The 24028-nt window shown below is 51.3% G+C and carries 25 protein-coding genes; 11 read left to right on the forward strand and 14 right to left on the reverse strand.

Going from position 1 to position 24028, the window contains the following annotated elements; translation table 11 throughout:
* Positions 1-38 precede the first annotated feature (38 nt).
* Positions 39-389 (forward strand): hypothetical protein, encoded by a 351-nt coding sequence (locus AC6I8W_RS11650; RefSeq protein WP_497835144.1) that lies wholly within the window; start codon positions 39-41, stop codon positions 387-389.
* Between the two features lie 51 nt (positions 390-440).
* Here the strand turns inward: AC6I8W_RS11650 and ompW are convergent, their stop codons facing one another.
* Positions 441-1073, reverse strand: coding sequence for an outer membrane protein OmpW (gene ompW, locus AC6I8W_RS11655; protein WP_480374872.1), 633 nt, complete (start codon positions 1071-1073; stop codon positions 441-443).
* Between the two features lie 248 nt (positions 1074-1321).
* On the opposite strand from ompW, the gene AC6I8W_RS11660 reads away from it, so the two are divergent.
* The 4 genes from AC6I8W_RS11660 (at position 1322) to yciA (ending at position 3575) form a co-directional block, all read left to right on the forward strand.
* On the forward strand, positions 1322-1738 hold the full coding sequence (locus tag AC6I8W_RS11660) for a YkgJ family cysteine cluster protein (protein ID WP_497835145.1): 417 nt from the start codon (positions 1322-1324) through the stop codon (positions 1736-1738).
* A gap of 27 nt (positions 1739-1765) precedes the next feature.
* On the forward strand, positions 1766-2500 hold the full coding sequence (locus AC6I8W_RS11665) for a YciC family protein (RefSeq protein ID WP_497835146.1): 735 nt from the start codon (positions 1766-1768) through the stop codon (positions 2498-2500).
* A gap of 52 nt (positions 2501-2552) precedes the next feature.
* Positions 2553-3092: a septation protein A gene (locus AC6I8W_RS11670; RefSeq protein ID WP_497835147.1), complete on the forward strand. Its 540-nt coding sequence runs from the start codon at positions 2553-2555 to the stop codon at positions 3090-3092.
* Positions 3093-3158: 66 nt separating this feature from the next.
* On the forward strand, positions 3159-3575 hold the full coding sequence (gene yciA / locus AC6I8W_RS11675; RefSeq protein ID WP_041525794.1) for an acyl-CoA thioester hydrolase YciA: 417 nt from the start codon (positions 3159-3161) through the stop codon (positions 3573-3575).
* Positions 3576-3611: 36 nt separating this feature from the next.
* Here the strand turns inward: yciA and tonB are convergent, their stop codons facing one another.
* On the reverse strand, positions 3612-4355 hold the full coding sequence (tonB, locus tag AC6I8W_RS11680) for a TonB system transport protein TonB (protein WP_190274630.1): 744 nt from the start codon (positions 4353-4355) through the stop codon (positions 3612-3614).
* A gap of 204 nt (positions 4356-4559) precedes the next feature.
* Here tonB and AC6I8W_RS11685 point away from each other — a divergent pair, with 204 nt between their 5' ends.
* Both AC6I8W_RS11685 and AC6I8W_RS11690 read left to right on the forward strand, forming a co-directional pair.
* Entirely contained in the window at positions 4560-4856 is a 297-nt protein-coding gene (locus AC6I8W_RS11685; RefSeq protein ID WP_497835148.1) for a YciI family protein, read from the forward strand.
* Position 4857: 1 nt separating this feature from the next.
* Positions 4858-5028: a hypothetical protein gene (locus tag AC6I8W_RS11690; protein WP_497835149.1), complete on the forward strand. Its 171-nt coding sequence runs from the start codon at positions 4858-4860 to the stop codon at positions 5026-5028.
* A 17-nt stretch (positions 5029-5045) separates the two neighbouring features.
* On the opposite strand, the gene AC6I8W_RS11695 is transcribed toward AC6I8W_RS11690, so the two are convergent.
* The gene (locus AC6I8W_RS11695) at positions 5046-5219 is read right to left on the reverse strand and encodes a YciY family protein (RefSeq protein WP_013509336.1); all 174 of its coding nucleotides are present in this window, start codon (positions 5217-5219) and stop codon (positions 5046-5048) included.
* A 162-nt stretch (positions 5220-5381) separates the two neighbouring features.
* Here AC6I8W_RS11695 and cls point away from each other — a divergent pair, with 162 nt between their 5' ends.
* Together cls and AC6I8W_RS11705 are read left to right on the forward strand one after the other, a co-directional pair.
* Positions 5382-6842 (forward strand): cardiolipin synthase, encoded by a 1461-nt coding sequence (cls, locus tag AC6I8W_RS11700; protein WP_497835150.1) that lies wholly within the window; start codon positions 5382-5384, stop codon positions 6840-6842.
* 36 nt (positions 6843-6878) lie between these two features.
* The gene (locus AC6I8W_RS11705; RefSeq protein ID WP_013509338.1) at positions 6879-7208 is read left to right on the forward strand and encodes an HI1450 family dsDNA-mimic protein; all 330 of its coding nucleotides are present in this window, start codon (positions 6879-6881) and stop codon (positions 7206-7208) included.
* Positions 7209-7275: 67 nt separating this feature from the next.
* On the opposite strand, the gene oppF is transcribed toward AC6I8W_RS11705, so the two are convergent.
* The 7 genes from oppF to AC6I8W_RS11740 form a co-directional block, all read right to left on the reverse strand.
* Positions 7276-8277, reverse strand: a complete 1002-nt coding sequence (gene oppF / locus AC6I8W_RS11710; protein ID WP_497835151.1) for a murein tripeptide/oligopeptide ABC transporter ATP binding protein OppF — start codon at positions 8275-8277, stop codon at positions 7276-7278.
* Positions 8274-9287 (reverse strand): ABC transporter ATP-binding protein, encoded by a 1014-nt coding sequence (locus tag AC6I8W_RS11715; protein WP_497835152.1) that lies wholly within the window; start codon positions 9285-9287, stop codon positions 8274-8276. Before AC6I8W_RS11715 ends, oppF begins: the two co-directional genes overlap by 4 nt.
* A gap of 11 nt (positions 9288-9298) precedes the next feature.
* Positions 9299-10207, reverse strand: coding sequence for an oligopeptide ABC transporter permease OppC (oppC, locus tag AC6I8W_RS11720; protein ID WP_480364007.1), 909 nt, complete (start codon positions 10205-10207; stop codon positions 9299-9301).
* Between the two features lie 15 nt (positions 10208-10222).
* Positions 10223-11143: an oligopeptide ABC transporter permease OppB gene (gene oppB, locus AC6I8W_RS11725; protein WP_497835153.1), complete on the reverse strand. Its 921-nt coding sequence runs from the start codon at positions 11141-11143 to the stop codon at positions 10223-10225.
* An 80-nt stretch (positions 11144-11223) separates the two neighbouring features.
* Positions 11224-12864: an oligopeptide ABC transporter substrate-binding protein OppA gene (gene oppA / locus AC6I8W_RS11730; RefSeq protein ID WP_497835154.1), complete on the reverse strand. Its 1641-nt coding sequence runs from the start codon at positions 12862-12864 to the stop codon at positions 11224-11226.
* Between the two features lie 162 nt (positions 12865-13026).
* Positions 13027-14661: an ABC transporter substrate-binding protein gene (locus AC6I8W_RS11735; protein WP_497835155.1), complete on the reverse strand. Its 1635-nt coding sequence runs from the start codon at positions 14659-14661 to the stop codon at positions 13027-13029.
* A 575-nt stretch (positions 14662-15236) separates the two neighbouring features.
* Positions 15237-15884: a YchE family NAAT transporter gene (locus tag AC6I8W_RS11740; RefSeq protein ID WP_480364009.1), complete on the reverse strand. Its 648-nt coding sequence runs from the start codon at positions 15882-15884 to the stop codon at positions 15237-15239.
* A 436-nt stretch (positions 15885-16320) separates the two neighbouring features.
* On the opposite strand from AC6I8W_RS11740, the gene adhE reads away from it, so the two are divergent.
* Positions 16321-19008: a bifunctional acetaldehyde-CoA/alcohol dehydrogenase gene (adhE, locus tag AC6I8W_RS11745; protein ID WP_497835156.1), complete on the forward strand. Its 2688-nt coding sequence runs from the start codon at positions 16321-16323 to the stop codon at positions 19006-19008.
* 53 nt (positions 19009-19061) lie between these two features.
* Here adhE and tdk read toward each other — a convergent pair whose 3' ends face one another.
* Positions 19062-19682: a thymidine kinase gene (gene tdk / locus AC6I8W_RS11750; protein ID WP_497835157.1), complete on the reverse strand. Its 621-nt coding sequence runs from the start codon at positions 19680-19682 to the stop codon at positions 19062-19064.
* Positions 19683-20098: 416 nt separating this feature from the next.
* Here tdk and hns point away from each other — a divergent pair, with 416 nt between their 5' ends.
* Positions 20099-20506, forward strand: a complete 408-nt coding sequence (gene hns, locus AC6I8W_RS11755) for a histone-like nucleoid-structuring protein H-NS (protein WP_497835158.1) — start codon at positions 20099-20101, stop codon at positions 20504-20506.
* 103 nt (positions 20507-20609) lie between these two features.
* Here hns and AC6I8W_RS11760 read toward each other — a convergent pair whose 3' ends face one another.
* Genes AC6I8W_RS11760 through galU form a run of 3 tightly spaced genes read right to left on the reverse strand, consistent with a single transcriptional unit; the run spans position 20610 to position 23904 of the window.
* Complete coding sequence (locus tag AC6I8W_RS11760) at positions 20610-21617, reverse strand: NAD-dependent epimerase (RefSeq protein WP_497835159.1); 1008 nt, start codon at positions 21615-21617, stop codon at positions 20610-20612.
* A gap of 14 nt (positions 21618-21631) precedes the next feature.
* Positions 21632-22972 carry a UDP-glucose dehydrogenase family protein gene (locus AC6I8W_RS11765; RefSeq protein ID WP_480364017.1) on the reverse strand — a complete coding sequence of 447 codons (1341 nt, stop codon included), beginning with the start codon at positions 22970-22972 and terminating at the stop codon, positions 21632-21634.
* A 23-nt stretch (positions 22973-22995) separates the two neighbouring features.
* Entirely contained in the window at positions 22996-23904 is a 909-nt protein-coding gene (galU, locus tag AC6I8W_RS11770) for a UTP--glucose-1-phosphate uridylyltransferase GalU (RefSeq protein WP_013509351.1), read from the reverse strand.
* Between the last annotated feature and the right edge of the window lie 124 nt (positions 23905-24028).

Genomic DNA, 24028 nt, shown 5'->3' on the forward strand with positions numbered 1-24028 from the left:
CTGTCTCGTGCGGGAGGCGCATGCTCAGGAAGTCGTATATGACAAGGACAATTAAAGTTCTTTGCCTTGTGCCTTCAGCGCTGCTGTTATGCTCGCTATTTTCTCAGGCTGTGCAGTCTGCCACGCTGCCACTGGTATGGGGAATAAAAGAGCAAAGGCTGACGGTGACGAACACGGGTGAAAAGCCAATCCAACTCGACAAAGATATCAAGCTGTTACCGGATGACTCAATTGTGATGTTGAATGAAACCAAGATTCTGCCAGGACAAACGGTCATCGTTTATGGGGCCTGCCCGCACCATCTGCCGTTGCAAAAAGAGATCGTATTTACGCCGCTTGCGGATGATGGTCAGCCTGAAGCCACACAAACCTTGCCACTTAATCCATAATATTCGCACCAGGTCGCCATAAATGGCGACCCTCAGCTGTCATAACCCGTATCAGAAACGATAACCCACACCAAAGAAGAACACCCAGGGATCAATGCGGGTATCAATATTCTGCTGCTGTCCGTTGGCTTTAAATTTGACGGTCGTGTCAATATCCATATACCAGACGGAGGCGTTGAGCATCCAGTCGCGGTTGATTTGATAATCCACACCCACCTGTCCTGCGGCCCCCCAGGAATCTTTAACGCTGAGGTCAGTCAGGCCGGCATCACGTCCGGTTTGGTTGAATTTGGCATCAAAAAAGGTGGTGTAGTTAATACCGGCACCGACGTAAGGACGGAATTTGCTTTTGCTATCGAAAAAGTAATATTGCGCCATCAGCGTTGGCGGCAACTGACGCACCGTTGCCAGATTGCCGGTCGGTCCCAGACCGACTTTATGACGGAACGGGGTGGCTGCCAGCAGTTCGATACCAATGTTATCGGTAGCCATATAGGTGAAGGTCAGCCCCAGTTGGGTATCATTGCTGACGCTAAAACCGCCCATCCCCAGCACATTATCCGACCCTTCCGTCGGTCGTACCGTCGCCGTACCGGCACGCATAAAGAAATCACCTGCTTCGTGAGCCAGTGCCAGTTGAGGAATCGCCAGTGCCACCAGCAGCGCGCATTTTGCCAGTTTCATATTCACTCCTTTACTTGTTTGTTTTTGATGTAGTGACGAAGTTTGTGGCAAAGATCTATCGCTTTTTCAGGCAAAATGCATCTGAATCAAATCAAATAAATCACTTATAAAACAATGAATTGATTCAGATCAATTTTCACCTTACATGGCGTAATAAATATCCCCTTGCGAAAATTTCATAGCGTGACTACTTTGCTGATTCTCTTCCGTTGATTTTGGTTCGATGCTTAGGAGAAGCGGGCGATCAAATGAGCGATTCAATTAATCCTTGTATGACCTGTGGCGCCTGCTGCGCCCATTTCCGTGTGTCTTTCTATTGGGCCGAAGCTGATGATGCGGGCGGCGTCGTTCCTGTAGAACTCACCGAACCCTTAAGCCTGCTGATGCGCAATATGCGCGGCACCAACACGCGTGAACCACGCTGTGAGGCATTACAGGGTGAGATTGGCGGCTGCGTTTCGTGCGGTATCTACCAGCAACGTCCCTCGCCTTGTCGTGAGTTTGACATGTCCGGGGAGCGTGGCGTGCTGAATGAAGCCTGCGATCGGGCCAGGGCGCGCTATGGTTTACCCGCGCTTTTTTATCCTTCTTTACCTGAGATGACAGAAAGTTATCCTAATCCGGGTGCCAGCACGCCAGTAGAACATGTACAATCGCCGGGTTAATTAACCCGGTTTCTTCAAGGAGTGTACATGTCTATCACGGCAAGCTCGTTATACCGTGACACAGGAAATTTTCTGCGCCATCAGCTGATTACCATTGTGCTGATGGCGCTGCTTACCTCATTTATAACCGTGATTATTGGCCACGCGCTGACGCCTGGTGCTGACCAACTGTCGCTGTTGAGCCAAAGCGATGACAGCGCCTCCTCGTTATTTGAGTTGGTACAGAATATGTCACCGGAGCAGCAACGTATTCTGCTGCGTGCCTCGGCGGCGGGCACCTTTGCGGCACTGGTGGGGAATACCTTGCTGTTGGGCGGTATGCTGTGCCTGATCCCCATGGTATCAAGCGGTCAGCGTGTGAGCGCCCTGCGCGCCATCGGTGCTTCCGCGCCTGTGCTGCCGAAATTGCTGCTGCAAACCTTTTTGATCACCTTGCTGGTCCAGATTGGCTTTATGGTGCTGATGGTGCCGGGCGTGATGTTGGCGATCCTGTTGTCGCTGGCCCCGGTGATGCTGGTGAGTGAGAAGATGGGTGTGATGGGCGCAATGCGTGCCAGCATGCGCATGGCGTGGAAAAATATGAAACTGATCGCCCCGGCCATTATTGTCTGGCTGTTGGCGAAAATCGCGCTGATGTTCTTTTTCTCCTCACTGACGGTGTTGCCCGCGAACGTGGCGTCGGTGGTATTGAACGCCCTGGGGAACCTGGTGTCCGCGATCCTGATTATCTACCTGTACCGGCTGTATATGCTGTTACGTTAACATTATGGCGCTCGCCGAGCGCCTTAATTAACGCCCCCTGACTGGATATCCTATGAAGCAGTTACTCGATTTTCTTCCTTTGGTCGTATTCTTCGTTTTCTACAAGCTCTACGACATTTTTGTCGCCTCGGGTGCGTTGGTGGTCGCCACGGGTATTGCACTGATCGCCAGTTGGGTGCTGTACCGTAAACTGGAAAAAATGACCATCATCACCTTCGTGCTGGTTGCCGTGTTTGGCACCCTGACGCTGGTGTTCCATAACGATGAATTTATCAAATGGAAAGTGACGGTGATTTATTCGCTGTTTGCACTGGCGCTGCTGTACAGCCAGTGGTTTATGAAGCAACCGCTTATTCAAAGCATGCTGGGGAAAGAGTTGCAGTTACCGGACGGCGTCTGGCGACGTCTGAATGTTGCCTGGGCGATTTTCTTCCTCGCCTGTGGCCTCGCGAATATTTATGTTGCGTTTTGGTTATCACAGGAGTTTTGGGTTAACTTTAAGGTGTTCGGTCTGACGGGTCTTACCCTGCTGTTTACCCTGTTAAGTGGCGCGTACATCTGGCGGCACATGCCACAACAAGAAGAAAAATAATTTCTGATGCCCGGCTATGCCGGGTTTTTTGGCGGTCACCGCCTCACCTGCATAAGAACCGAAGCAATGGACGAAAAACATAAATTGCCGCAAGGCGAAATGGTGCTGCGCACGCTGGCAATGCCAGCAGATACCAACGCCAATGGTGATATTTTTGGTGGCTGGCTGATGTCGCAGATGGATATGGGCGGTGCCATCCTGGCCAAAGAGATAGCCGAAGGTCGTGTCGCAACGGTGCGGGTCGACGGCATGAGCTTTCTGAAGCCCGTTGCGGTAGGTGATGTGGTGAGCTGCTATTGCCGCTGCATTCGCACCGGTAACAGCTCCATGACCATCAACGTTGAGGTGTGGATCAAAAAAGTCTCGTCGGAACCCATTGGTCAGACATACTGTGCAACTGAAGCGGTGTTTATTTACGTCGCCATCGATAACACCGGCAAATCACGTCCACTGCCACCGGGCAAAGCCAATTTGAGTGATTAACAGCGATAAAAAGCGGTCACATTGACCGCTTTTTTCTTATTCGATATTGGCACCACCGTTGATGCGGAAGACGATATTCATCGTCAGATTGGTACCGGGACGCCCTGGCTGATAACGCCATTTCTTCATCGCCTGTTTCACTTCACGTTCAAACATGTTGCGCGGTTCCGCAGACAGAATCTGAATGTTATCGACACGGCCATCGCTATCCACATCGAACTGCACCCGCACACGACCTTCAACACGCAACGCGAAAGCACGCGCTGGATAGGCCGGTTTGCTGACATTCATCGCTTTCGGGCCATCAGAAACGGAAGGCGTCGAGGTGGGAGTTGTTCTCGGGGCCGTGGTCGGACGCGTCTGCGTGGTCGGTGCGTCGGTCTTCACCGGGGCCTGCGGCTTCGCTTCTTCGCGTGGTTTCACCTCACGTTTCGGCTCATGCTTCTTCTCAACCTTCGGCTTGGGTTTTGGCTTCGGCTCAGGTTTTGGAATCGGGATGGGAACAGGCTCGACTTTCGGCGGTTCCGGCGCGACTTCAGGGACTGGCTCAGGGGTTGGTTCCGGCTCCGGTGGCGGTGGAGTCTGAACCGTTGGTGCAGGCTCTGGCTGCACTTCGGGCGCCACCATCGTGACGCTGATGGGTTGAGATGCTTTCGGAACCTCAATGACCTGATGGAACGATGCATAAAGAATACCGGCAATTACCGTGCCGTGAAGAACCACAGATAACAGCACAGAAACGGGGGTACGTTTGGGAAAAGGCGTAGTCAGCGTCGTCATAACAGTCATGTTCATTGAGTGAAGCGCAGATTTTAAATGCAAATAGCAATCAGTTTCAATAAGCAGTGTTAAGTGTGTACCGTAAATGCCTTTTTTAGCCTCATTTGCGCCGGATTGCAGTGGGATTATCTTTCGTTTGCACTCTGTTTAACGATCACTTAACGTGTTCGGCAAATCAGACCAGTTTAACGGGAGTTCCCTATCGTGCTTTATGTCATTTATGCGGAAGACAATACTGACTCGCTCGAAAAACGTACTGCTGTACGCCCTGCCCATCTGGCACGTCTGCAACTATTACAGGATGAAGGTCGTTTAATTGTTGCTGGCCCGATGCCCGCCGTCGACAGCAACGATCCTGGCGCGGCCGGTTTTACCGGTTCTACGGTTATTGCCGAGTTCCCGTCACTGGAGGCGGCACAATCATGGGCCAATGACGATCCTTACATTGCTGCCGGTGTGTATAAGCAAGTCGCGGTCAAGCCGTTCAAACGCGTTTTCTGATATGTGGCGCTCTCTGGCTCTACTGGTCGTGGTTTTTATCCTGATCGGTAGAGCGCTCTGGATATGGCGTCAGCAGGGCTGGCATCACGCACGGCAGCAGATCGTGATGTTGATTGTGCTGGCGGCGGCAATCCAGATGGTAAACCTGACATGGGTTCTGCGCGGCGCATAAACGCCGCGTTTTTTATCTCAGGTATTCTGGGTGATAAACAGGATGGAGCGGCGATGCTGCTGCGCTACCTGATGACGAATAGCGTGAATACGCTTGTAACGACGTGACTGCCCTTCTAACCAGCGCGCACGACGGCGCTGTACCTGACGTAACATTCTCCAGCGAGCCACTTCATTTCTGCTTCGTCTCATCACATCCTCTCTGACAGGCTAATCACCGGCACGCATTATAGTGATCTGCCATAAAATGCCAATTCGAATCGCTTATCGTTACCCCGTTATGATTAAGGGTTTCGCTACCGTTCAGCAACACGTAAACTTTGCTCATCAAAGCGCGAACGGGATGTCCACTGAATGACCACATTTTATACCCTTATCAGTTGGTTACTGCTCTTTGGCTACTGGTTGCTTATTGCCGGTGTGACACTGCGTATTCTGATGAAACGCCGGGCCGTCACTTCAGCGATGGCCTGGTTGCTGATCATCTACATTCTGCCGCTGGTGGGTATCATTGCGTATTTGTCATTTGGTGAGCTGCATCTGGGCAAACGTCGCGCGGAACGCGCCCGTACCATGTGGCCGTCCACCGCCAAATGGCTCAACGACCTGAAGCAATGTCGCCATATCTTCGCCACCGAACACAGCGACGTGGCGCTCTCACTGTTTCAGCTCTGCCAGCATCGTCAGGGTATCGCCGGGGTTAAAGGTAACCAGCTTCAGTTGCTGACAAATTCCGACGACGTGATGCATGCATTGATCCGTGATATTCAGCTCGCGCGTCATAATATTGAGATGGTGTTTTATATCTGGCAACCGGGTGGTCTGGCGGATGAGGTGGCAGAATCGCTGATGGCGGCATCGCGCCGTGGTGTGCATTGTCGCCTGATGCTGGACTCCGCAGGCAGCGTCGCATTTTTCCGCAGCCCGTGGGTTGGCATGATGCGCAACGCCGGTATCGATGTGGTGGAAGCGTTACAGGTCAGCCTGCTGCGTGTCTTCCTGCGCCGTATGGATTTACGTCAGCATCGTAAAGTGGTGCTGATCGATAATTACATCGCTTATACCGGCAGTATGAATCTGGTCGATCCGCGGTTCTTTAAACAGGATGCCGGTGTGGGACAATGGATTGACGTGATGGCGCGTATGGAAGGCCCGGTGGCAACCACCATGGGGATTGTCTACTCCTGCGACTGGGAGATAGAAACCGGCAAACGGATCCTGCCGCCTGCGCCGGATACCAATATCATGCCGTTTGAGAAAGAGAGCGGCCACACTATTCAGGTGATCGCCTCCGGCCCTGGCTTCCCTGAAGACATGATTCATCAGGCATTGCTGACCGCCGTTTACTCCGCTCGTCATCAGTTGATCATGACCACGCCGTACTTCGTACCCAGTGATGATTTATTGCATGCCATCTGTACTGCGGCACTACGCGGTGTCGAGGTGAGCATTGTGGTGCCACGCCATAATGACTCGCTGCTGGTAGGCTGGGCCAGCCGTGCCTTCTTCACCGAGCTGCTGGAAGCCGGTGTGAAGATTTATCAGTTTGAAGATGGCCTGCTGCATACCAAGAGCGTGCTGGTCGATGGTCAGCTCAGTCTGGTGGGTACGGTAAATCTCGATATGCGCAGCCTGTGGCTTAATTTCGAGATTACTCTGGTGGTGGATGACGCCGGATTTGGCAGCGATCTTGCCTGTGTGCAGGATGATTATATCGCCCGTTCACGCTTGCTGGATGGCACGCGCTGGGCAAAACGTGCCTGGTGGCAGCGCATCGTTGAACGACTGTTTTACTTCTTCAGTCCTTTACTGTAAAACGAGCGGAAATATTTACCGCCGCAGGGCACGCCAATGACTATGGATTTAAATAATCGCCTTACCGAAGATGAAACGCTGGAACAGGCTTACGATATTTTTCTTGAGCTGGCAGGCGATAATCTCGATCCCGCAGACATCATTTTGTTTAACCTGCAATTTGAAGAACGCGGTGGCGCAGAGCTGTTCGATCCGTCAGAAGACTGGCAAGAACATGTCGATTTTGACCTGAACCCTGACTTCTTCTCTGAGGTGGTGATTGGCCTCGGTGAAGCGGATGGTGAGCCAATTACGGATGTGTTCGCGCGGATTCTGCTGTGCCGCGAGAAAGACCATAAGCTGTGTCATATTCTCTGGCGCGAATAACCCGCGCGGGTTATTCGTAGCGGCGCGATTTATGAATGAACGCCGGGCACTTGCCCGGCGTTGTGTTTTATAGCGGATCGACCTTCAGACAAGACACCGCATGGCGGAAGCTGCCCTCCAGCAGGGGACGCGTTTTCGCACACTCCGGCCCGGCTATCGGACAACGGGTGCGAAATACACAGCCTGATGGCGGATTGATCGGTGACGGCAGTTCCCCTTCCAGTAGCTGAATCTGTTTGTTCTTCTCCAGATCCGGGTCGGGAATCGGCACCGCTGACATCAACGCACGCGTATACGGGTGCTGCGGATTGCTGTAGACCTCATCGTAAGTCCCCAGCTCCACCGCATGACCGAGATACATCACCAGCACACGATCGGAGATGTGTTTGACCACCGCCAGGTCGTGTGCGATGAAAATCAGCGACAGCCCCATCTCACGTTGCAGCTGCTGCAACAGGTTCACCACCTGCGCCTGAATCGACACGTCGAGTGCGGAAACCGGTTCATCGCAGATGATCAGTTTCGGTTCGAGGATCAACGCACGGGCAATCCCGATACGTTGACACTGGCCGCCAGAAAACTCATGCGGATAACGGTTGATGAGGTTCGGCAACAGGCCAACCTTCATCATCATGTTTTTGACCTTATCCTTCACTTCCTGACGCGGCATCTTCGGATGATAGGTACGCAGCGGCTCCGCAATGATATCGCCGATGGTCATACGCGGGTTGAGCGACGCCAGCGGGTCCTGGAAGATCATCTGGATATCGCTGCGCGCTTTACGCCACTCTTCCTGACTCTGCCCCAGCAAATCACGCCCCAGCCAGGCCACACGTCCATCGGTGGCTTTCACCAGCCCGATAATCGCGCGCGCCAGCGTTGATTTACCGCAGCCGGACTCCCCCACTACACCGAGGGTTTCCCCCTCGTACAGACGCAGGCTCACGCCATCCACCGCTTTCAGGGTCTTGGCCGGTTGCCAGAACCACTGCTTGCCATCTTTGATATCGAAATGCACTTTCAGATCGGCGATTTCGAGTAACACTTTTTTATCAGCTACGGCGTTCATACTAACTCCTTCACCGGCTTGAAGCAGGCGCGCAGGCGACCTTCACCAAAAGGCTCCAATGCCGGTGCCCTGGCACAGACATCCATCGCATGCGGGCAACGTGGTTGGAATGGGCAACCCTGCGGCAGGCGTAACAGGTTAGGCGGATTACCCGGAATCGTCATCAGCGACTCCCCTTCGGCATCGAGACGCGGCACCGCGCTCAGCAGGCCGATAGAGTAAGGATGCGCCGGTTGATAGAAGACATCACGCGCCCGGCCATACTCCATGGTACGTCCGGCATACATCACCAGCACCTTGTCGCAGATGCCAGCGACCACGCCCAAATCGTGGGTAATCATGATGATCGCCGTGTTGAACTCACGCTTCAGTTCGTTCAGCAACGTCATGATTTGCGCCTGTACCGTCACATCCAACGCCGTAGTGGGTTCATCGGCGATCAATAGTTTCGGGCGACACAGCAGCGCCATGGCGATCATCACGCGCTGGCGCATCCCGCCAGAAAATTCATGGGGATACATTTTCATGCGCTTCCGCGCTTCCGGCATTTTCACCGCATCCAGCATGCGTACTGATTCTTCAAACGCCTGGGCGTTGCTCATCCCTTTATGCAGCTTCAGCACTTCCATCAACTGTTCGCCGACGCGCATATAAGGGTTCAGTGAGGTCATTGGATCCTGGAAAATCATCGCGATCTGCTCAGCACGCAGTTTGTTCAGCGTATTTTCCGGCAGGTTGAGGATCTCCTGACCGTTAAATTTGGCTGATCCACCAATGCGACCGTTTTTCGCCAACAGGCCCATCAGCGCAAACGCGGTCTGCGATTTACCGGAGCCTGACTCACCAACGATGCCGAGGGTTTCACCGGCACGCAGGGAAAAATTAAGATCGTTGACCGCAGTGACGTCACCATCGTGCGTGCCAAAGGTGACGCGCAGATCTTTCACATCTAATAACAGGTTGCTTCCCGCACGGGCCGCCATTGCTGGCTGAAATTCATGAATGGTCATCGGGAAACTCCTCAACGATCTTTCGGGTCGAGGGCATCACGCAGGCCATCGCCGATAAAGTTAAAACAGAACAACGTGACCACGAGGAAACCCGCCGGGAACATCAGCAACCACGGGGAAACCTCCATCGAGTTAGCCCCGTCGCTTAATAACGCGCCCCAACTACTCAGCGGCTCCTGAGTACCCAGACCGAGGAAGCTGAGGAAGGATTCGAACAGGATCATGCTCGGCACCAATAACGAGGCGTACACCACCACCACACCCAAAACGTTAGGCACGATGTGGCGTAGCACGATGTTCATCGTCGATACGCCGCCAACCTGTGCAGCCTCGATAAACTCTTTGCGTTTTAGCCCCAGCGTTTGCCCACGCACAATACGCGCCATATCCAGCCACGACACCATACCGATAGCGACGAAAATCAGCAGGATGTTACGACCAAAGAAGGTTACGAGCAGAATGACGAAGAACATAAACGGGAAGGAGTTGAGAATCTCCAGAATACGCATCATCACCGAGTCGGTTTTACCACCCAAATATCCGGCGGCTGAACCGTACAGGGTGCCCACCAGCACCGCAATCAGCGCGGATGCAATCCCCACCATCAGCGAGATACGGCCACCAATGGCAACACGAACCAGCAGATCGCGCCCCGAGGAGTCGGTGCCGAACCAGTGACCTGAGGTGGTGTCTGGCGGGGCGGACATCATGCCCCAGTCGGTATCGTCGTAGCGAAATTGCGACAGCATCGGCGCAAAAATCACAAACAAGGCGATCAGGACTAACACCAGCAAACTGAGTAACGCAGCGCGGTTATGAATAAAGCGACGGCGTGCATCCTGCCACAGGCTACGTCCTTCCACTTCCAGCTTTTCACTGAAGGCATCCAGAGCTTCGCTGTTTTTCTTACTTAACATCATGGGCGAACTCCGGCATCAGTAGCGAATCTTCGGATCGATAACGGCATACAACACGTCAACGATCGCGTTAAATACAATGGTCAGCACCCCAACCAGGATGGTCAGACTCATCACCAGGGAATAGTCACGGTTCAGCGCGCCATTCACAAACAACTGACCAATACCCGGCAGACCGTAAATCGACTCAATCACCATTGAACCGGTGATGATGCCGACAAAAGCCGGTCCCATATAGGAGATCACCGGCAGCAGTGCCGGTTTCAACGCATGACGCAGCACGATACGACGCAGTGGCAAGCCTTTGGCCCGCGCGGTACGGATAAAGTTGGAGTGCATGACTTCAATCATAGAACCGCGCGTAATACGTGCGATGCTGGCGATATAGGCTAACGACAGCGCCACCATCGGCAGCAACATGTATTGCAGTTGCCCACCGTTCCAGCCGCCGCCAGGCAACCAGCGCAGGGTAATGGCGAAGATCAGCACCAACAGCGGTGCCACCACAAAACTGGGTATCACCACGCCAGTCATGGCGACCCCCATCACCGCGTAGTCCCATAAACTGTTCTGTTTTAAGGCGGCTATCACACCCGCCGTGATCCCCAGCACCATCGCCAAAACAAAGGCGGCAAGGCCCAGTTTGGCTGATACCGGGAAGGCATGCCCCACCAGATAGTTGACGCTGTAATCCTTGTATTTAAACGACGGGCCAAAATCGCCGTGTGCCAGTTGGATCAGATAATCAACATATTGTTTGCCGATGGGATCGTTGAGATGGTATTTGGCTTCGATATTCGCCATCACTTCCGGTGCCAGAGTGCGTTCGCCGGTAAACGGGCTACCGGGGGCCAGGCGCATCATAAAGAAGGAGATGGTGATCAGAACGAAGAGCGTCGGAATCGCTTCCAGAATCCGGCGCAGGATGAATTTTAACATTGCCGTACCTACCAGGCTGTTGCTTCACAAAGTAATGGGCGGTGCCGCAGCACCGCCACTGTCTGATAGCCTGTGTGCTATTAGTGTTTAATTATATAAAAGTTCTTATCGAGAGTTTTATCCAGCGGATCTTTGCCGGTGTAACCGCCAACATAGGTTTTCACCAGACGCGCGTTCACATAGTAGTAAACCGGCACGATGGTGCTGTCTTTATCGAGGATCTGCTCGGCTTTCTGATAATCAGCGGCACGACCTTTGGCGTCAGGCGCTTTAATGGCGTCTTTGATCACTTTATCAAATTCTGCGCTCTTATAATGCGAGGTGTTACTGCTGCTGTCTGACACCATGATATTCAGGAACGACGTCGGTTCGTTATAGTCAGCACACCAGGCCGCACGGGAAACATCAAAGTTGCCCTGATGACGGGTATCCAGGAAGGTTTTCCATTCCTGGTTTTCCAGTTTGATGTTCACGCCAATATTTTTCTTCCAGATAGACGCCGCCGCAATCGCCAGCTTCTTGTGCAGGTCAGAAGTGTTATATAGCAGGTTAAAGGTCAACGGTTTGTCCGCGGTGTAACCAGCTTCTGCCAGCAGTTTCTTCGCTTCTGCGTTACGTTTTTCCTGTGACCACTTGAACCAGTCTGGCGGCAGAATTTCCATGCCATCGGTAGCCGGCGGAGTGAAGCTGTAGGCCGGTTGCTGGCCCTGTGCCAGAACCTTGTTCACCATGATGTCACGATCCAGGCCCAGTTTCAGCGCAGCGCGCACGCGCGGGTCAGTAAACGGTGCTTTCTGGTTGTTGATTTCGTAGTAGTAAGTACACAGATACGGGTCTACGTGCAGCTCTTTCGGGTTGTCGCGTTGCAGCTTTTTGAACAGCTCGATCGGCATGTTGTTGTAAGTCATGTCGCTACCGTTTTCAGAGAAGAAACGGTTCACATCGCTGACTTCGGAGTTGATCGGCAGGAAGGTCACTTTGTTCAGCACGGTATGCGCGTTGTCCCAATACTCCGGGTTACGCACCAGCGTAATACGTTCGTTGATCACGTGATCCTGCAACTTGAAGGCACCGTTACCCACCCAGTTTTGCGGTTGGGTCCACTGGTCGCCAAACTTCTCGATGGCAGGTTTGTACACCGGAGACATCACGGAGTTGATCAGCAGTTTGTCAAAATAAGGCACTGGCTCGCTGAGGGTCACTTCCAGCGTGTGATCGTCAATGGCTTTGACGCCCAGATCGGTAATCGGTTTTTTACCGGCGATGATGTCATCGACGTTCGCGATGTGACCATACTGCGGATAGCTGGCGTAAGGTGACGCAGTCTTAGGATCAACTAAGCGCTCCCAGCTGTAAACGAAGTCCTGCGCGGTAACCGGTGCGCCGTTTGACCATTTGGCATTTTTACGCAGATGGAACGTCCAGACTTTGAAGTCTTTGTTTTCCCAGCTTTCAGCCACACCCGGAACGGGTTTGCCGTCGCTATCGCTCACCAGCAGACCTTCATACAGGTCACGTGCCACGTTGTCTTCCGGCACGCCTTCAATTTTATGCGGGTCCAGAGACTGCACTTCGTCACCATTACCGCGCACCAGCTCCTGCTTTGCTGCCAATTCAACGCCTGCTGGCACATTTGCTGCCAGCGCGGCATTCCCTGCCAGCGCGCCAATCGCCGTTACCACACCTAAGGCGATCAGGCTTTTTTTCGTGATGTTGTTCATTATTACGCTCCAGTTTTATTATCGTCACCGGGAAGTAAAACCACCCGGCGTACCCCGTATCCGGGAGATCTCCGCCCTGTCTGGTCAGAGATCGCAATCACCTTTTTCAGATGTTGCCACGGTAACGTGCCGCCCGACTGTAGCGCCGGATCAGCCCATTACTCAATGTTTCTTTATGTAATAGTATTTCAGGTTGATCAGATCCTGCGGATCTTTACCGGTAAAGCCCCCCACCCAGGGTTTGACCAGACGCACGCTGACCCGGTAATAGACCGGAATAATCGCTGAGTCATTATCCAACTGAGTTTCCGCCTGTTGGTACAGCGTCGCACGCTCCGACGCATCCGCAGCCGTCAGGGTTTTCGCCATCAACTGATCAAAAGCCGGGCTGCTGTAGAAAGCGGTATTGATTGAGGCACCCGTCAGCAACATATTAAGAAAGGTGGAGGGTTCGTTATAGTCAGCACACCAGGTAGCGCGCACCACATCGTATTGCGCCTGATGACGCGTTTCGAGCAGCGTTTTCCACTCCTGATTCTGCAATGTCACCACCGCACCGAGGTTTTTCTGCCACATAGAGGCAGCGGCAATGGCTTGCTTTTTATTTTGCTCAGAAGTGTTGTACAGCAGCGTGAAGCGCAGCGGATGCTGATCAGTAAATCCGGCGTCAGCCAATAGTTTTTTGGCTTGCGCATTGCGTTCCGCCTGGGTCAGGTTAAACCAGTTCGGTGGTGAAAGTTTGATGCCATCGGTAAACGGCGGCGTCAGGCTATAGGCAGGGATTTGCCCCTGCCCCATCACTTTCTGCGCGATAATGTCACGATCCAGCGTTAACTTCAGCGCGGTACGCACCCGCGCATCAGTGAAAGGCGCTTTCTTGTTATTGATTTCATAATAGAAAGTGCAGAGCAGTGGGCTGACTTTGACCTGATCATCCAACTCCGTCTGCAATTTATGGAACATATCCGGCGGCACAACGCTGTTGGTCATGTCCGTCCCGCCACTGCGGTAGCGATTAATGTCGCTGTTTTCTGACGACAGAGGCAGATAAACGCCCTCTTCAATCACCGTGTGCGCGTTGTCCCAGTAAAGCGGATTGCGCTTTACCACGATTTTTTCGTTCACCACCCACTGGCTCAGGGTATAAGCACCATTGCTGACGTAGTGTTCAGGCTGCGTCCATTGTTCGCCCCACTGCTCCACTGCCGGACGATAAACCGGCTTCATCGCGGTGTTCGCCACCATTGAGATAAAATAGGGAACGGGTTCGGAGAGCGTAACCTGAAAATGGCGGGCATCCAGTGCCTTAACCCCCAGCTCGCCTGGTTTGGCTTTTCCAGACAGCACCGCATCAACATGAGCAACATGCGCCGCCTGTAAATAGCTGGCATAGGGTGAAGCGGTTTTGGGATCGGCCAGACGTTGCCAACTGTAAACAAAATCCTCGGCGGTTACCGGTTTCCCATTGCTCCAGCGCGCGTTATCTCGCAGGGTAAAGGTCCAGACGCGTCCCTGATCGTTCTGCCACTTTTCCGCCACGCCAGGTACAATCTTGCCGTTGTTGTCGGTATTGACCAAACCATCAAGCAGGCTTTGAACCACATTCGATTCCGGCACACCTTCGATTTTTTGTGGATCGAGGGATGCCACTTCGCTGCCATTATTAATCACAATGCGCTGGGTATCGGATAATTGTGTACCTGCGGGAATATCAGCCGCCTGACTTTGGCTAAACAAACTCCACAGGCAAAAGGCGAGAGGTGAAAACGCCGCGGCCTTCGCTACCTTCCATTTCATCAACAGAGATCAACCCTAAACATAAACCTGATAGCGAGTAAGCAAGAACCGTACACATTTTTGACTATCAGATAAAAAATTTGTGATGGTCCGGAAATTATCAGAACAAATACCCGCACGCCAAAGCTAAACCGTAAAAATGTTAGCTAATTCTCTTTTATCACGTCCGGAAGAGAAGGAAAAGTGTTAATTCTTAACCAGAATTATCACTTATCATATTGATAATGATAGATTTTTATCGATATTTGCTGACATTCTGTTCATGACAACATGACTTAGATCTTAAATGTGTTTTGTGTCATTACTTAGCACTACGCTGGAATATCCCCTCGCAATACAATAAAAGAAAAGTGAGTTTATTTATTTAAAGACCAACTATGCAGAATATGATGCTGTGATAATTATCACAATAAAAAGCGCGTATGGCCTGGCGAAAGGAGACGCCAGTAGCAAAATTGATATCTGAAAGACGATGTTAAGTGTGATGAATAAAAGCACCAAAATGGTGCATTATTTCCATTAATTGCACCACCATAGTTCATCGCTTGCAGACGTGAGGAAAATTAAGGCAATTTTTAACTTAATAAACCAGGGAAAATGGCTTTAAGTCCGGTGACAACAAATTCAATGCCTAACGCCATCAGCAGCAAACCCATAATACGCGTAATGACGTTAATCCCGGTCTGACCAAGCACACGCACCATCAGCGGCGCAGCGCGGAACAGCAACCAACAACAGAAGGCAAATATCGCAATCGCGAGGGAGAAACCCAGCAGATTTTGCCAGTTGTGATAGCGCGTGCTCCAGACAATGGTGGAACTGATCGCACCCGGACCGGCCATGAGCGGCAACGCCAGCGGTACTACGCCGATACTTTCACGAATCGCGGTTTCTGATTTTTCCTGTTTGTTTTGCTTATCCTCACCCAGTTTACCGCTGATCATCGACATGGCGATGGTGACCACCAGAATGCCGCCAGCGATGCGGAATGAATCAATTGAGATGCCAAACAGGTGTAAAATCGCGTCACCCAGGAATAACGATGTCCACAGAATGATCGCCACTGCAAGGTTGGCTGTGAGGTTGGTTTTATTACGCTCAACTGCCCCCTGGTAGCTGGTCATGCTAATAAAAACCGGAATGATGCCAACCGGGTTCACCAGGGCGAACAAACCGACAAAAAACTTAATATAGCCGGATAGATCAAGTAGCACGGGGGTCACAGTCAGCTCCAGAAATGGTCACAGTGAAAATCGCGCATAATGTAGAGCAAAACCCTGGAGAAAAACCAGTGGTTTGAGCAGAAAACTATGCTGCATTTTTGCCTTTCAACCAGTGTATCTGACTGGCGTTAATTCCGGGTTATCGTTTTGCTACTGTGCCGTCGTCATTTTGTGGCACTCGTGCTTACTTTACTTGCGAAAGTGGGTGCTGAAAGGTGTCAGCTTGGGACAAAATTGATCTGCATCATAATTCGCCTACCTCATCGGGGGTAATCTTAGCTCAACGAAACAGAATCCTGAGGCTTCAGTATCCAGACCGGAAAACCTTTTTAGTAAGCAACTGCGAGTTGACTCGCTTCCCCTGACCAGTACACGACTATACTTCTGGATCCAGGCTTGTTTACTAAAAAAGTTTAACTTCCTTCAGGAGAACACCATGGCCGTAACTAATGTCGCCGAACTTAATGCACTGGTAGAACGTGTTAAAAAGGCACAGCGTGAATACGCCAACTTTAGTCAGGAACAAGTTGATGCCATCTTCCGTGCTGCTGCCCTCGCTGCTGCAGATGCGCGAATCCCTCTGGCTAAAATGGCCGTTGCCGAATCCGGCATGGGCATCGTCGAAGATAAAGTCATCAAAAACCACTTTGCTTCCGAATATATCTACAACGCTTATAAAGATGAAAAAACCTGTGGCGTGCTCGACACTGACGACACCTTCGGGACCATCACCATCGCTGAACCGATCGGCCTGATTTGCGGTATCGTTCCAACCACTAACCCAACCTCTACCGCCATTTTCAAAGCATTGATTAGCCTGAAAACACGTAACGGAATTATCTTCTCACCGCACCCACGTGCGAAGGATGCGACCAATAAAGCCGCAGATATCGTGTTGCAGGCGGCTATTGCCGCAGGCGCACCAAAAGACATTATCGGCTGGATTGATACCCCGTCTGTTGAGCTGTCGAATCAGCTGATGCATCACCCGGACATCAACCTGATCCTCGCAACCGGTGGTCCAGGCATGGTGAAAGCTGCGTACAGCTCGGGTAAACCTGCGATTGGTGTAGGTGCTGGTAATACCCCGGTAGTGGTGGATGAAACCGCCGACATTAAACGTGCCGTTGCGTCCATTCTGATGTCCAAAACCTTCGATAATGGCGTGATCTGTGCTTCTGAACAGTCAGTGATTGTGGTTGATTCCGTCTATGACGCCGTACGCGAACGTTTCGCCAGCCACGGTGGCTATCTGTTGCAGGGTAAAGAGCTGAAAGCCGTGCAGGATATCATCCTGAAAAATGGCGCCCTGAACGCCGCCATTGTGGGTCAACCGGCACCTAAAATTGCCGAAATGGCCGGTATTACCGTCCCGGCTAACACCAAAATCCTGATTGGCGAAGTGAAGCTGGTTGATGAGTCAGAACCTTTCGCCCATGAAAAATTGTCGCCGACACTGGCGATGTATCGCGCCAAAGATTTTGAAGATGCAGTGAGCAAGGCAGAGAAACTGGTCGCTATGGGCGGTATCGGCCATACCTCCTGCCTCTACACCGATCAGGATAACCAGACTGAACGCGTGCACTTCTTCGGTGACAAGATGAAAACGGCGCGTATTCTGATCAACACCCCGGCCTCACAGGGGGGTATCGGTGACCTGTACAACTTCAAACTGGCGCCGTCACTGACGCTCGGTTGTGGTTCATGGGGCGGCAACTCCATTTCTGAAAACGTGGGACCAAAACATCTCATCAACAAGAAAACCGTGGCCAAGCGAGCTGAAAATATGTTGTGGCATAAACTTCCGAAGTCCATCTACTTCCGTCGTGGTTCTCTGCCAATTGCACTCGAAGAAGTGGCAACGGATGGGGCCAAACGTGCCTTCATCGTAACTGACCGCTTCCTGTTCAATAACGGCTATGCTGACCAGGTTACCCGCGTACTGAAAGCACACGGTATCGAGACTGAAGTGTTCTTCGAAGTTGAGGCCGACCCGACGCTGAGCATCGTGCGCAAAGGCGCAGAACAGATGAACAGCTTCAAACCTGACGTGATTATCGCCCTCGGTGGTGGTTCACCGATGGATGCAGCAAAAATTATGTGGGTAATGTACGAACATCCGGAAACGCATTTCGAAGAACTGGCACTGCGCTTTATGGATATCCGTAAACGTATCTACAAATTCCCGAAAATGGGTGTGAAGGCGCGCATGATTGCCATCACCACGACGTCTGGTACAGGTTCTGAAGTCACACCATTCGCTGTGGTCACCGATGACGCCACCGGTCAGAAATACCCGCTGGCTGACTATGCGCTGACACCGGATATGGCGATTGTCGATGCCAACCTGGTGATGGATATGCCACGTTCACTCTGCGCCTTTGGCGGTCTGGACGCAGTGACCCACTCGCTGGAAGCCTACGTTTCTGTGCTCGCCAATGAATACTCTGACGGCCAGGCGCTCCAGGCACTGAAACTGCTGAAAGAGAACCTGCCAGCCAGTTATAAAGAAGGCGCGAAAAATCCGGTAGCGCGTGAGCGTGTCCATAACGCAGCCACCATCGCCGGTATTGCGTTTGCTAACGCCTTCCTTGGTGTATGTCACTCAATGGCGCACAAACTGGGTTCCGAGTTCCATATTCCGCATGGTCTGGCTAACGCCCTGCTGATTTGTAACGTCATTCGCTACAACGCCAATGACAACCCAACCAAACAGACTGCCTTTAGCCAGTACGACCGTCCGCAGGCACGTCGTCGTTACGCTGAAATCGCCGACCACCTTGGTCTGAGCGCCGAAGGCGACCGTACCGCGCAGAAAATTGAAAAACTGCTGGCGTGGCTGGAAGAGATGAAAACCCAGTTGGGGATTCCGACCTCCATTCGTGAAGCCGGAGTACAGGAAGCCGATTTCCTCGCGAAAGTGGATAAACTGGCTGACGATGCGTTCGATGACCAATGTACCGGTGCTAACCCACGTTATCCGCTGATTGCTGAACTGAAACAAATCATGCTGGATACTTTCTATGGCCGGGAATTTGTCGAAGCGACAGCAGAAGTGGCTGAAGCCGTTGACCTACAACCGGTGAAAGCCGTCAAAGTAGAGAAAAAGACAAAAAAAGCCTGAGTTTAAGTCATAAAAAAACCCGCTGCGGCGGGTTTTTTTATCTGCGTAAAAATTTAGAGTTCGGGCTGATGGGTGCCGTAAATGGCGTTTAATGACCCTTCATCGATCGCCTGCTTATAATGTTTCCGGCAGACCGATATATATCGTTCATTCCCGCCAATCACCACCTGTTCGCCTTCACTAAAAGGCTTACCGTTAGCATCAAGGCGTAACACCATGCTGGCTTTGCGTCCGCAATGGCAGATGGTTTTCAACTCCACCAACTTATCAGCCCATGCCAGCAGGTATTGGCTGCCGACAAATAACTCACCGCGAAAATCGGTGCGTAATCCATAACACAGCACCGGAATATCCATATTGTCGACCACATCGGACAACGCCCTGACCTGCTCGCGTGTCAAAAACTGACTTTCGTCAACCAATACACAATGCAGCGGCTGACGGGCGTGCTCCGCTGCTATTTCCACATCAAGTTGAGTTTGCGCATTATATAAAGATGCCGGCGATGAGAGACCGATACGTGAACTCACCTTTCCTGCACCAAAACGATCGTCAATTTCAGCGGTATACACCAGAGTGCGCATCCCACGTTCCTGATAATTATAGGACGACTGCAACAGCGCCGTTGATTTGCCCGCATTCATCGCTGAGTAATAAAAATAGAGTTGAGCCATTGGTAAATCTCGTCAGGGCCAAATTCAGATGCGCGCAAGTCTACCATAAAGGCGCATGACTGTAGCGAAGGATTATTTTTATCATTTGCTCAAATTACCAGCATTAGTTCGCTTAACAAAATGCCACCCGAGCAGCTAAATAGCACTCAATGTTAAAAGGCATCGATGCCGACTTTTTATTCATTTTTATTCCTGCACCGATCAAGCGCGCGGCTTCACGCTGCCCACGAGGCACAAACTTTAAGGGTTAAAGAATGTGATGTGACAAGTTAAATAGACATCATCCATCGATAAAGATGGATGCTGACTTTTAATTTACGTTTTACTTTTTTATCTGGCTATTGCAGTTATTTTTTTCCACCTCTATTATGAGCTGGCAGAACAACTCCCATTAAATATATTTTGAGATTAGGACAATGAGCGAAGCACTTAAAATTCTTAATAATATCCGTACATTGCGCGCGCAGGCTCGTGAATGCACGCTGGAAACTCTTGAAGAGATGCTGGAAAAGCTCGAAGTTGTGGTGAATGAGCGTCGTGAAGAAGAGTCCCATGCGCAAGCAGAAAATGCCGAACGCACGCGTAAACTTGAACAATATCGTGAGATGCTGATTGCTGACGGTATCGATCCGAATGAGTTACTGCAGGCTTTATCAGAAACCAAAGCAGCGGGTAAAACTAAGCGTGCTGCGCGCCCGGCAAAATACCAATACGTTGACGAAAATGGTGAAACCCGCACCTGGACTGGTCAGGGTCGTACACCTGCCGTGATTAAAAAAGCTCTTGAAGAACAAGGCAAACAGCTGGACGATTTCCTGCTGTAATCCCCCGGTGCTTTGCAACGTTTGTTACTACACACCAATTTGAATTTGGTGAATTCACCAGGTAAAGAAAAGGAAGCCAGCGGCTTCCTTTTTTCATGCATGCTTATTGCGGGTAGAATTCGCGATACCAGTCAACAAATTGCTGCACGCCATCACCCACGCTGGTTTGCGGGCGGAAATTAATCGCATCATATAACGGTTGAGTATCCGCACTGGTCTCCAACACATCCCCCGGTTGCATTGGCATCAGGTTTTTATTTGCTTCAATACCCAGTGCATTCTCCAGCGCCTTGATATAGTCCATCAGACTCACTGGCTGACTATTACCGATGTTATACACGCGATAAGGTGCCGAGCTGGTTGCCGGTGTGCCGGTTTCTACGGTCCAATTCTCATCCGGTTGCGGAATCACATTCTGTAAACGCACAATGGCTTCGGCAATATCATCAATGTAGGTGAAGTCACGCTTCATCTGGCCATTGTTGTAAACATCAATGCGCTCCCCCGCCAGCATTGCGCGAGTGAATTTAAACAAGGCCATATCCGGACGTCCCCACGGGCCATACACCGTGAAAAAGCGTAAACCGGTGGTGGGCAATTGATAGAGATGTGAATAGGTGTGCGACATCAGCTCATTGGCTTTTTTCGTTGCGGCATAGAGTGAAACAGGATGGTCAACTGAATCATCAGTTGAAAAAGGCATTTTGCGGTTCAGACCATAAACAGAACTGGAAGAAGCGTAAAGCAAGTGTCCAATTTTATGGTGTCGACAGCCTTCAAGAATATTCAGGTGCCCAATCAAATTTGCATCGGCGTAGACATGTGGATTTTCAATGGAATAGCGCACTCCAGCCTGTGCGGCTAAATGAATAACCCGATCGAAACCCTGTTGTTCAAATAAGGAGGAAATGGCCTGGCGATCTGCCAGGTCCATTTTGCTAAAGCTAAATGCAGGATGATGAGCTATCTGGTCAAGACGGGCCTGTTTCAGGCTGACATCATAATAATCATTCAGATTGTCGATACCAACAACCTGATGACCGGCAGCCAACAGACGTTGACTAACATGAAATCCAATAAAACCTGCCACACCGGTAACCAAAAACTTCATACATCCCTCATCTATTATGCATTTTGAATTGATGCCCCGCGGCCGATTGCATAATAAACGAAACCGCGTTTGCTGATACGTTCCGGATCATACAGGTTACGACCATCAAAAATCACGGGTTGTTTTAATGCCGTTTTAATGACATCAAAATCAGGCGCACGGAAATTCTGCCATTCGGTGCAGATCACCAGGCCATCAGCACCCTGCAACGCCGCTTCTTTGGTTCCCATGAGCTTCAGATCGCTACGATGACCATAGATGCGCTGTGCTTCATCCATCGCTTCCGGATCGAATGCCTGAACGGTTGCACCCGCTTCCCACAGCGTTTCAATCAGCACGCGACTGGAGGCTTCACGCATATCATCGGTATTCGGTTTGAATGCCAGACCCCACAGAGCAAAGGTTTTACCACGCAGATCATCGCCGAAGTGACGTTTGATAAAGGTGGGAAGTTTAGTTTTCTGGGAATCATTCACATCTTCAACCGCCTGCAACAGACGTGGTTTATAACCGATAGACTCCGCAGTGCGAATCAGCGCCTGCACATCTTTCGGGAAACAAGAACCACCGTAGCCACAGCCCGGATAGATGAAGTGGTAGCCAATACGGGAATCGGAACCGATACCCTGACGTACCTTCTCAATATCCGCGCCCAGACGTTCAGCCAGGTTGGACATCTCGTTCATAAAGCTGATTTTGGTGGCCAGCATGCAGTTTGCTGCGTACTTCGTCAGCTCTGCACTGCGGATATCCATCAAAATCATACGATCATGATTACGGTTAAACGGCTCATACAGCTCGCGTAACAGTTCAACCACGTCGTCGTTATCGGTGCCAATCACGATACGCTCAGGACGCATGCAGTCATTAACCGCTGCACCTTCCTTGAGGAATTCCGGGTTTGAAACCACATCAAAGGCGATGTTTGCATCACGCTTTTGCAGGGTTTCCGTCATCACCGAGCGTACTTTATCGGCCGTACCTACCGGTACTGTCGACTTATCGATAACCACTTTGTGGCCATTCATATGCTGCGCAATAGTGCGCGCAACCGCAGTCACATATTTCAGGTCGGCTGAACCATCTTCATCTGGCGGCGTTCCCACCGCGATGAACTGCATCACACCATGGTTAACACCCTCTTCCGCATTGGTGCTGAACTTCAGGCGACCCGCCTCATAGTTCGACATCACCAATGGGGTTAAACCGGGTTCAAAAATCGGGATGACGCCTTTTTTCAGGTTTTCGACTTTTTTCGCGTCGACATCAATACAGAGAACGTCATGTCCGACTTCGGCCAACACCGCAGCCTGAACCAGACCGACATAGCCGATACCAAATACAGTGACTTTCATTGAATTATCCTGTTTTTAATGGATTATTTTTTGTTTCCTACAGCGCCTTCAAGCCATTGGGTGAAATCTTTACCCAGAACCGGATGGCGAACACCGTACTCAACAAAAGCCTGCATATAACCCAGCTTGTTACCGCAATCGTGGCTAACACCTTTCAGGTGATAAGCTTCAACGGTTTCTTTTTCCATCAACATAGCGATGGAATCCGTCAGCTGAACTTCACCACCCGCACCCGGAGGGGTTTTTGCCAGCAGTGGCCAGATGTCAGCAGACAGCACATAACGACCCACTACCGCCAGGTTTGATGGCGCTTCAGCAGCTTTCGGTTTCTCAACCACACCGACCATCGGGGCGCTTTCGCCTGGAGCCAGGTCTGCACCTTTGCAGTCAACCACACCATACGCGGTTACGTCAGCAACCGGCTCAACCATGATCTGGCTGCGGCCACTTTCTTCGTAACGTGCCAGCATTTCTGCCAGGTTATCTTTCGTCGGGTCAGATTCGTACTCATCAATGATGACGTCCGGCAGAATGACCGCAACCGGCTCATCACCCACCAGCGGGTGCGCGCACATTACCGCGTGGCCCAGACCTTTGGCGATACCCTGACGAACCTGCATGATGGTGACATGCGGCGGGCAAATAGACTGGATTTCATCCAGCAACTGACGCTTAACACGTTTTTCCAGCATCGACTCCAGTTCAAAACTGGTATCAAAATGGTTCTCGATGGCGTTTTTAGAGGAATGGGTGACCAGCACGATTTCATTAATGCCGGCAGCGATACACTCGTTCACGACATACTGGATCAACGGCTTATCAACCAGCGGCAACATTTCTTTCGGAATAGCTTTGGTGGCTGGCAGCATACGCGTACCCAGACCAGCTACAGGGATTACCGCTTTTTTTACTTTTGACTTAAAGGCAGACATCAAGATACCTCTCTTATAGGCCGCTCAAGTTAATACTTGATATGTCGGTTTAAAAACGAAATGAGTATATCAGTTACTCTTTGACGGATTTATCCTGGATGAAGTTAATCCGCGGAATTTAAGA

Source organism: Pantoea sp. X-Soil-TKNS-1211, assembly GCF_059730495.1.

Coding starts and splice junctions, on each gene's coding strand:
- AC6I8W_RS11670 (WP_497835147.1), top strand. CDS start 2,553: ATGAAGCAGTTACTCGATTTTCTTCCTTTGGTCGTATTCTTCGTTTTC.
- AC6I8W_RS11650 (WP_497835144.1), top strand. CDS start 39: ATGACAAGGACAATTAAAGTTCTTTGCCTTGTGCCTTCAGCGCTGCTG.
- AC6I8W_RS11660 (WP_497835145.1), top strand. CDS start 1,322: ATGAGCGATTCAATTAATCCTTGTATGACCTGTGGCGCCTGCTGCGCC.
- AC6I8W_RS11760 (WP_497835159.1), bottom strand. CDS start 21,617: ATGAAGTTTTTGGTTACCGGTGTGGCAGGTTTTATTGGATTTCATGTT.
- AC6I8W_RS11705 (WP_013509338.1), top strand. CDS start 6,879: ATGACTATGGATTTAAATAATCGCCTTACCGAAGATGAAACGCTGGAA.
- tdk (WP_497835157.1), bottom strand. CDS start 19,682: ATGGCTCAACTCTATTTTTATTACTCAGCGATGAATGCGGGCAAATCA.
- hns (WP_497835158.1), top strand. CDS start 20,099: ATGAGCGAAGCACTTAAAATTCTTAATAATATCCGTACATTGCGCGCG.
- ompW (WP_480374872.1), bottom strand. CDS start 1,073: ATGAAACTGGCAAAATGCGCGCTGCTGGTGGCACTGGCGATTCCTCAA.
- AC6I8W_RS11765 (WP_480364017.1), bottom strand. CDS start 22,972: ATGAAAGTCACTGTATTTGGTATCGGCTATGTCGGTCTGGTTCAGGCT.
- cls (WP_497835150.1), top strand. CDS start 5,382: ATGACCACATTTTATACCCTTATCAGTTGGTTACTGCTCTTTGGCTAC.
- oppF (WP_497835151.1), bottom strand. CDS start 8,277: ATGAACGCCGTAGCTGATAAAAAAGTGTTACTCGAAATCGCCGATCTG.
- oppB (WP_497835153.1), bottom strand. CDS start 11,143: ATGTTAAAATTCATCCTGCGCCGGATTCTGGAAGCGATTCCGACGCTC.
- yciA (WP_041525794.1), top strand. CDS start 3,159: ATGGACGAAAAACATAAATTGCCGCAAGGCGAAATGGTGCTGCGCACG.
- tonB (WP_190274630.1), bottom strand. CDS start 4,355: ATGACGACGCTGACTACGCCTTTTCCCAAACGTACCCCCGTTTCTGTG.
- oppA (WP_497835154.1), bottom strand. CDS start 12,864: ATGAACAACATCACGAAAAAAAGCCTGATCGCCTTAGGTGTGGTAACG.
- AC6I8W_RS11735 (WP_497835155.1), bottom strand. CDS start 14,661: ATGAAATGGAAGGTAGCGAAGGCCGCGGCGTTTTCACCTCTCGCCTTT.
- AC6I8W_RS11665 (WP_497835146.1), top strand. CDS start 1,766: ATGTCTATCACGGCAAGCTCGTTATACCGTGACACAGGAAATTTTCTG.
- galU (WP_013509351.1), bottom strand. CDS start 23,904: ATGTCTGCCTTTAAGTCAAAAGTAAAAAAAGCGGTAATCCCTGTAGCT.
- AC6I8W_RS11715 (WP_497835152.1), bottom strand. CDS start 9,287: ATGACCATTCATGAATTTCAGCCAGCAATGGCGGCCCGTGCGGGAAGC.
- adhE (WP_497835156.1), top strand. CDS start 16,321: ATGGCCGTAACTAATGTCGCCGAACTTAATGCACTGGTAGAACGTGTT.
- AC6I8W_RS11690 (WP_497835149.1), top strand. CDS start 4,858: ATGTGGCGCTCTCTGGCTCTACTGGTCGTGGTTTTTATCCTGATCGGT.
- AC6I8W_RS11695 (WP_013509336.1), bottom strand. CDS start 5,219: ATGAGACGAAGCAGAAATGAAGTGGCTCGCTGGAGAATGTTACGTCAG.
- oppC (WP_480364007.1), bottom strand. CDS start 10,207: ATGATGTTAAGTAAGAAAAACAGCGAAGCTCTGGATGCCTTCAGTGAA.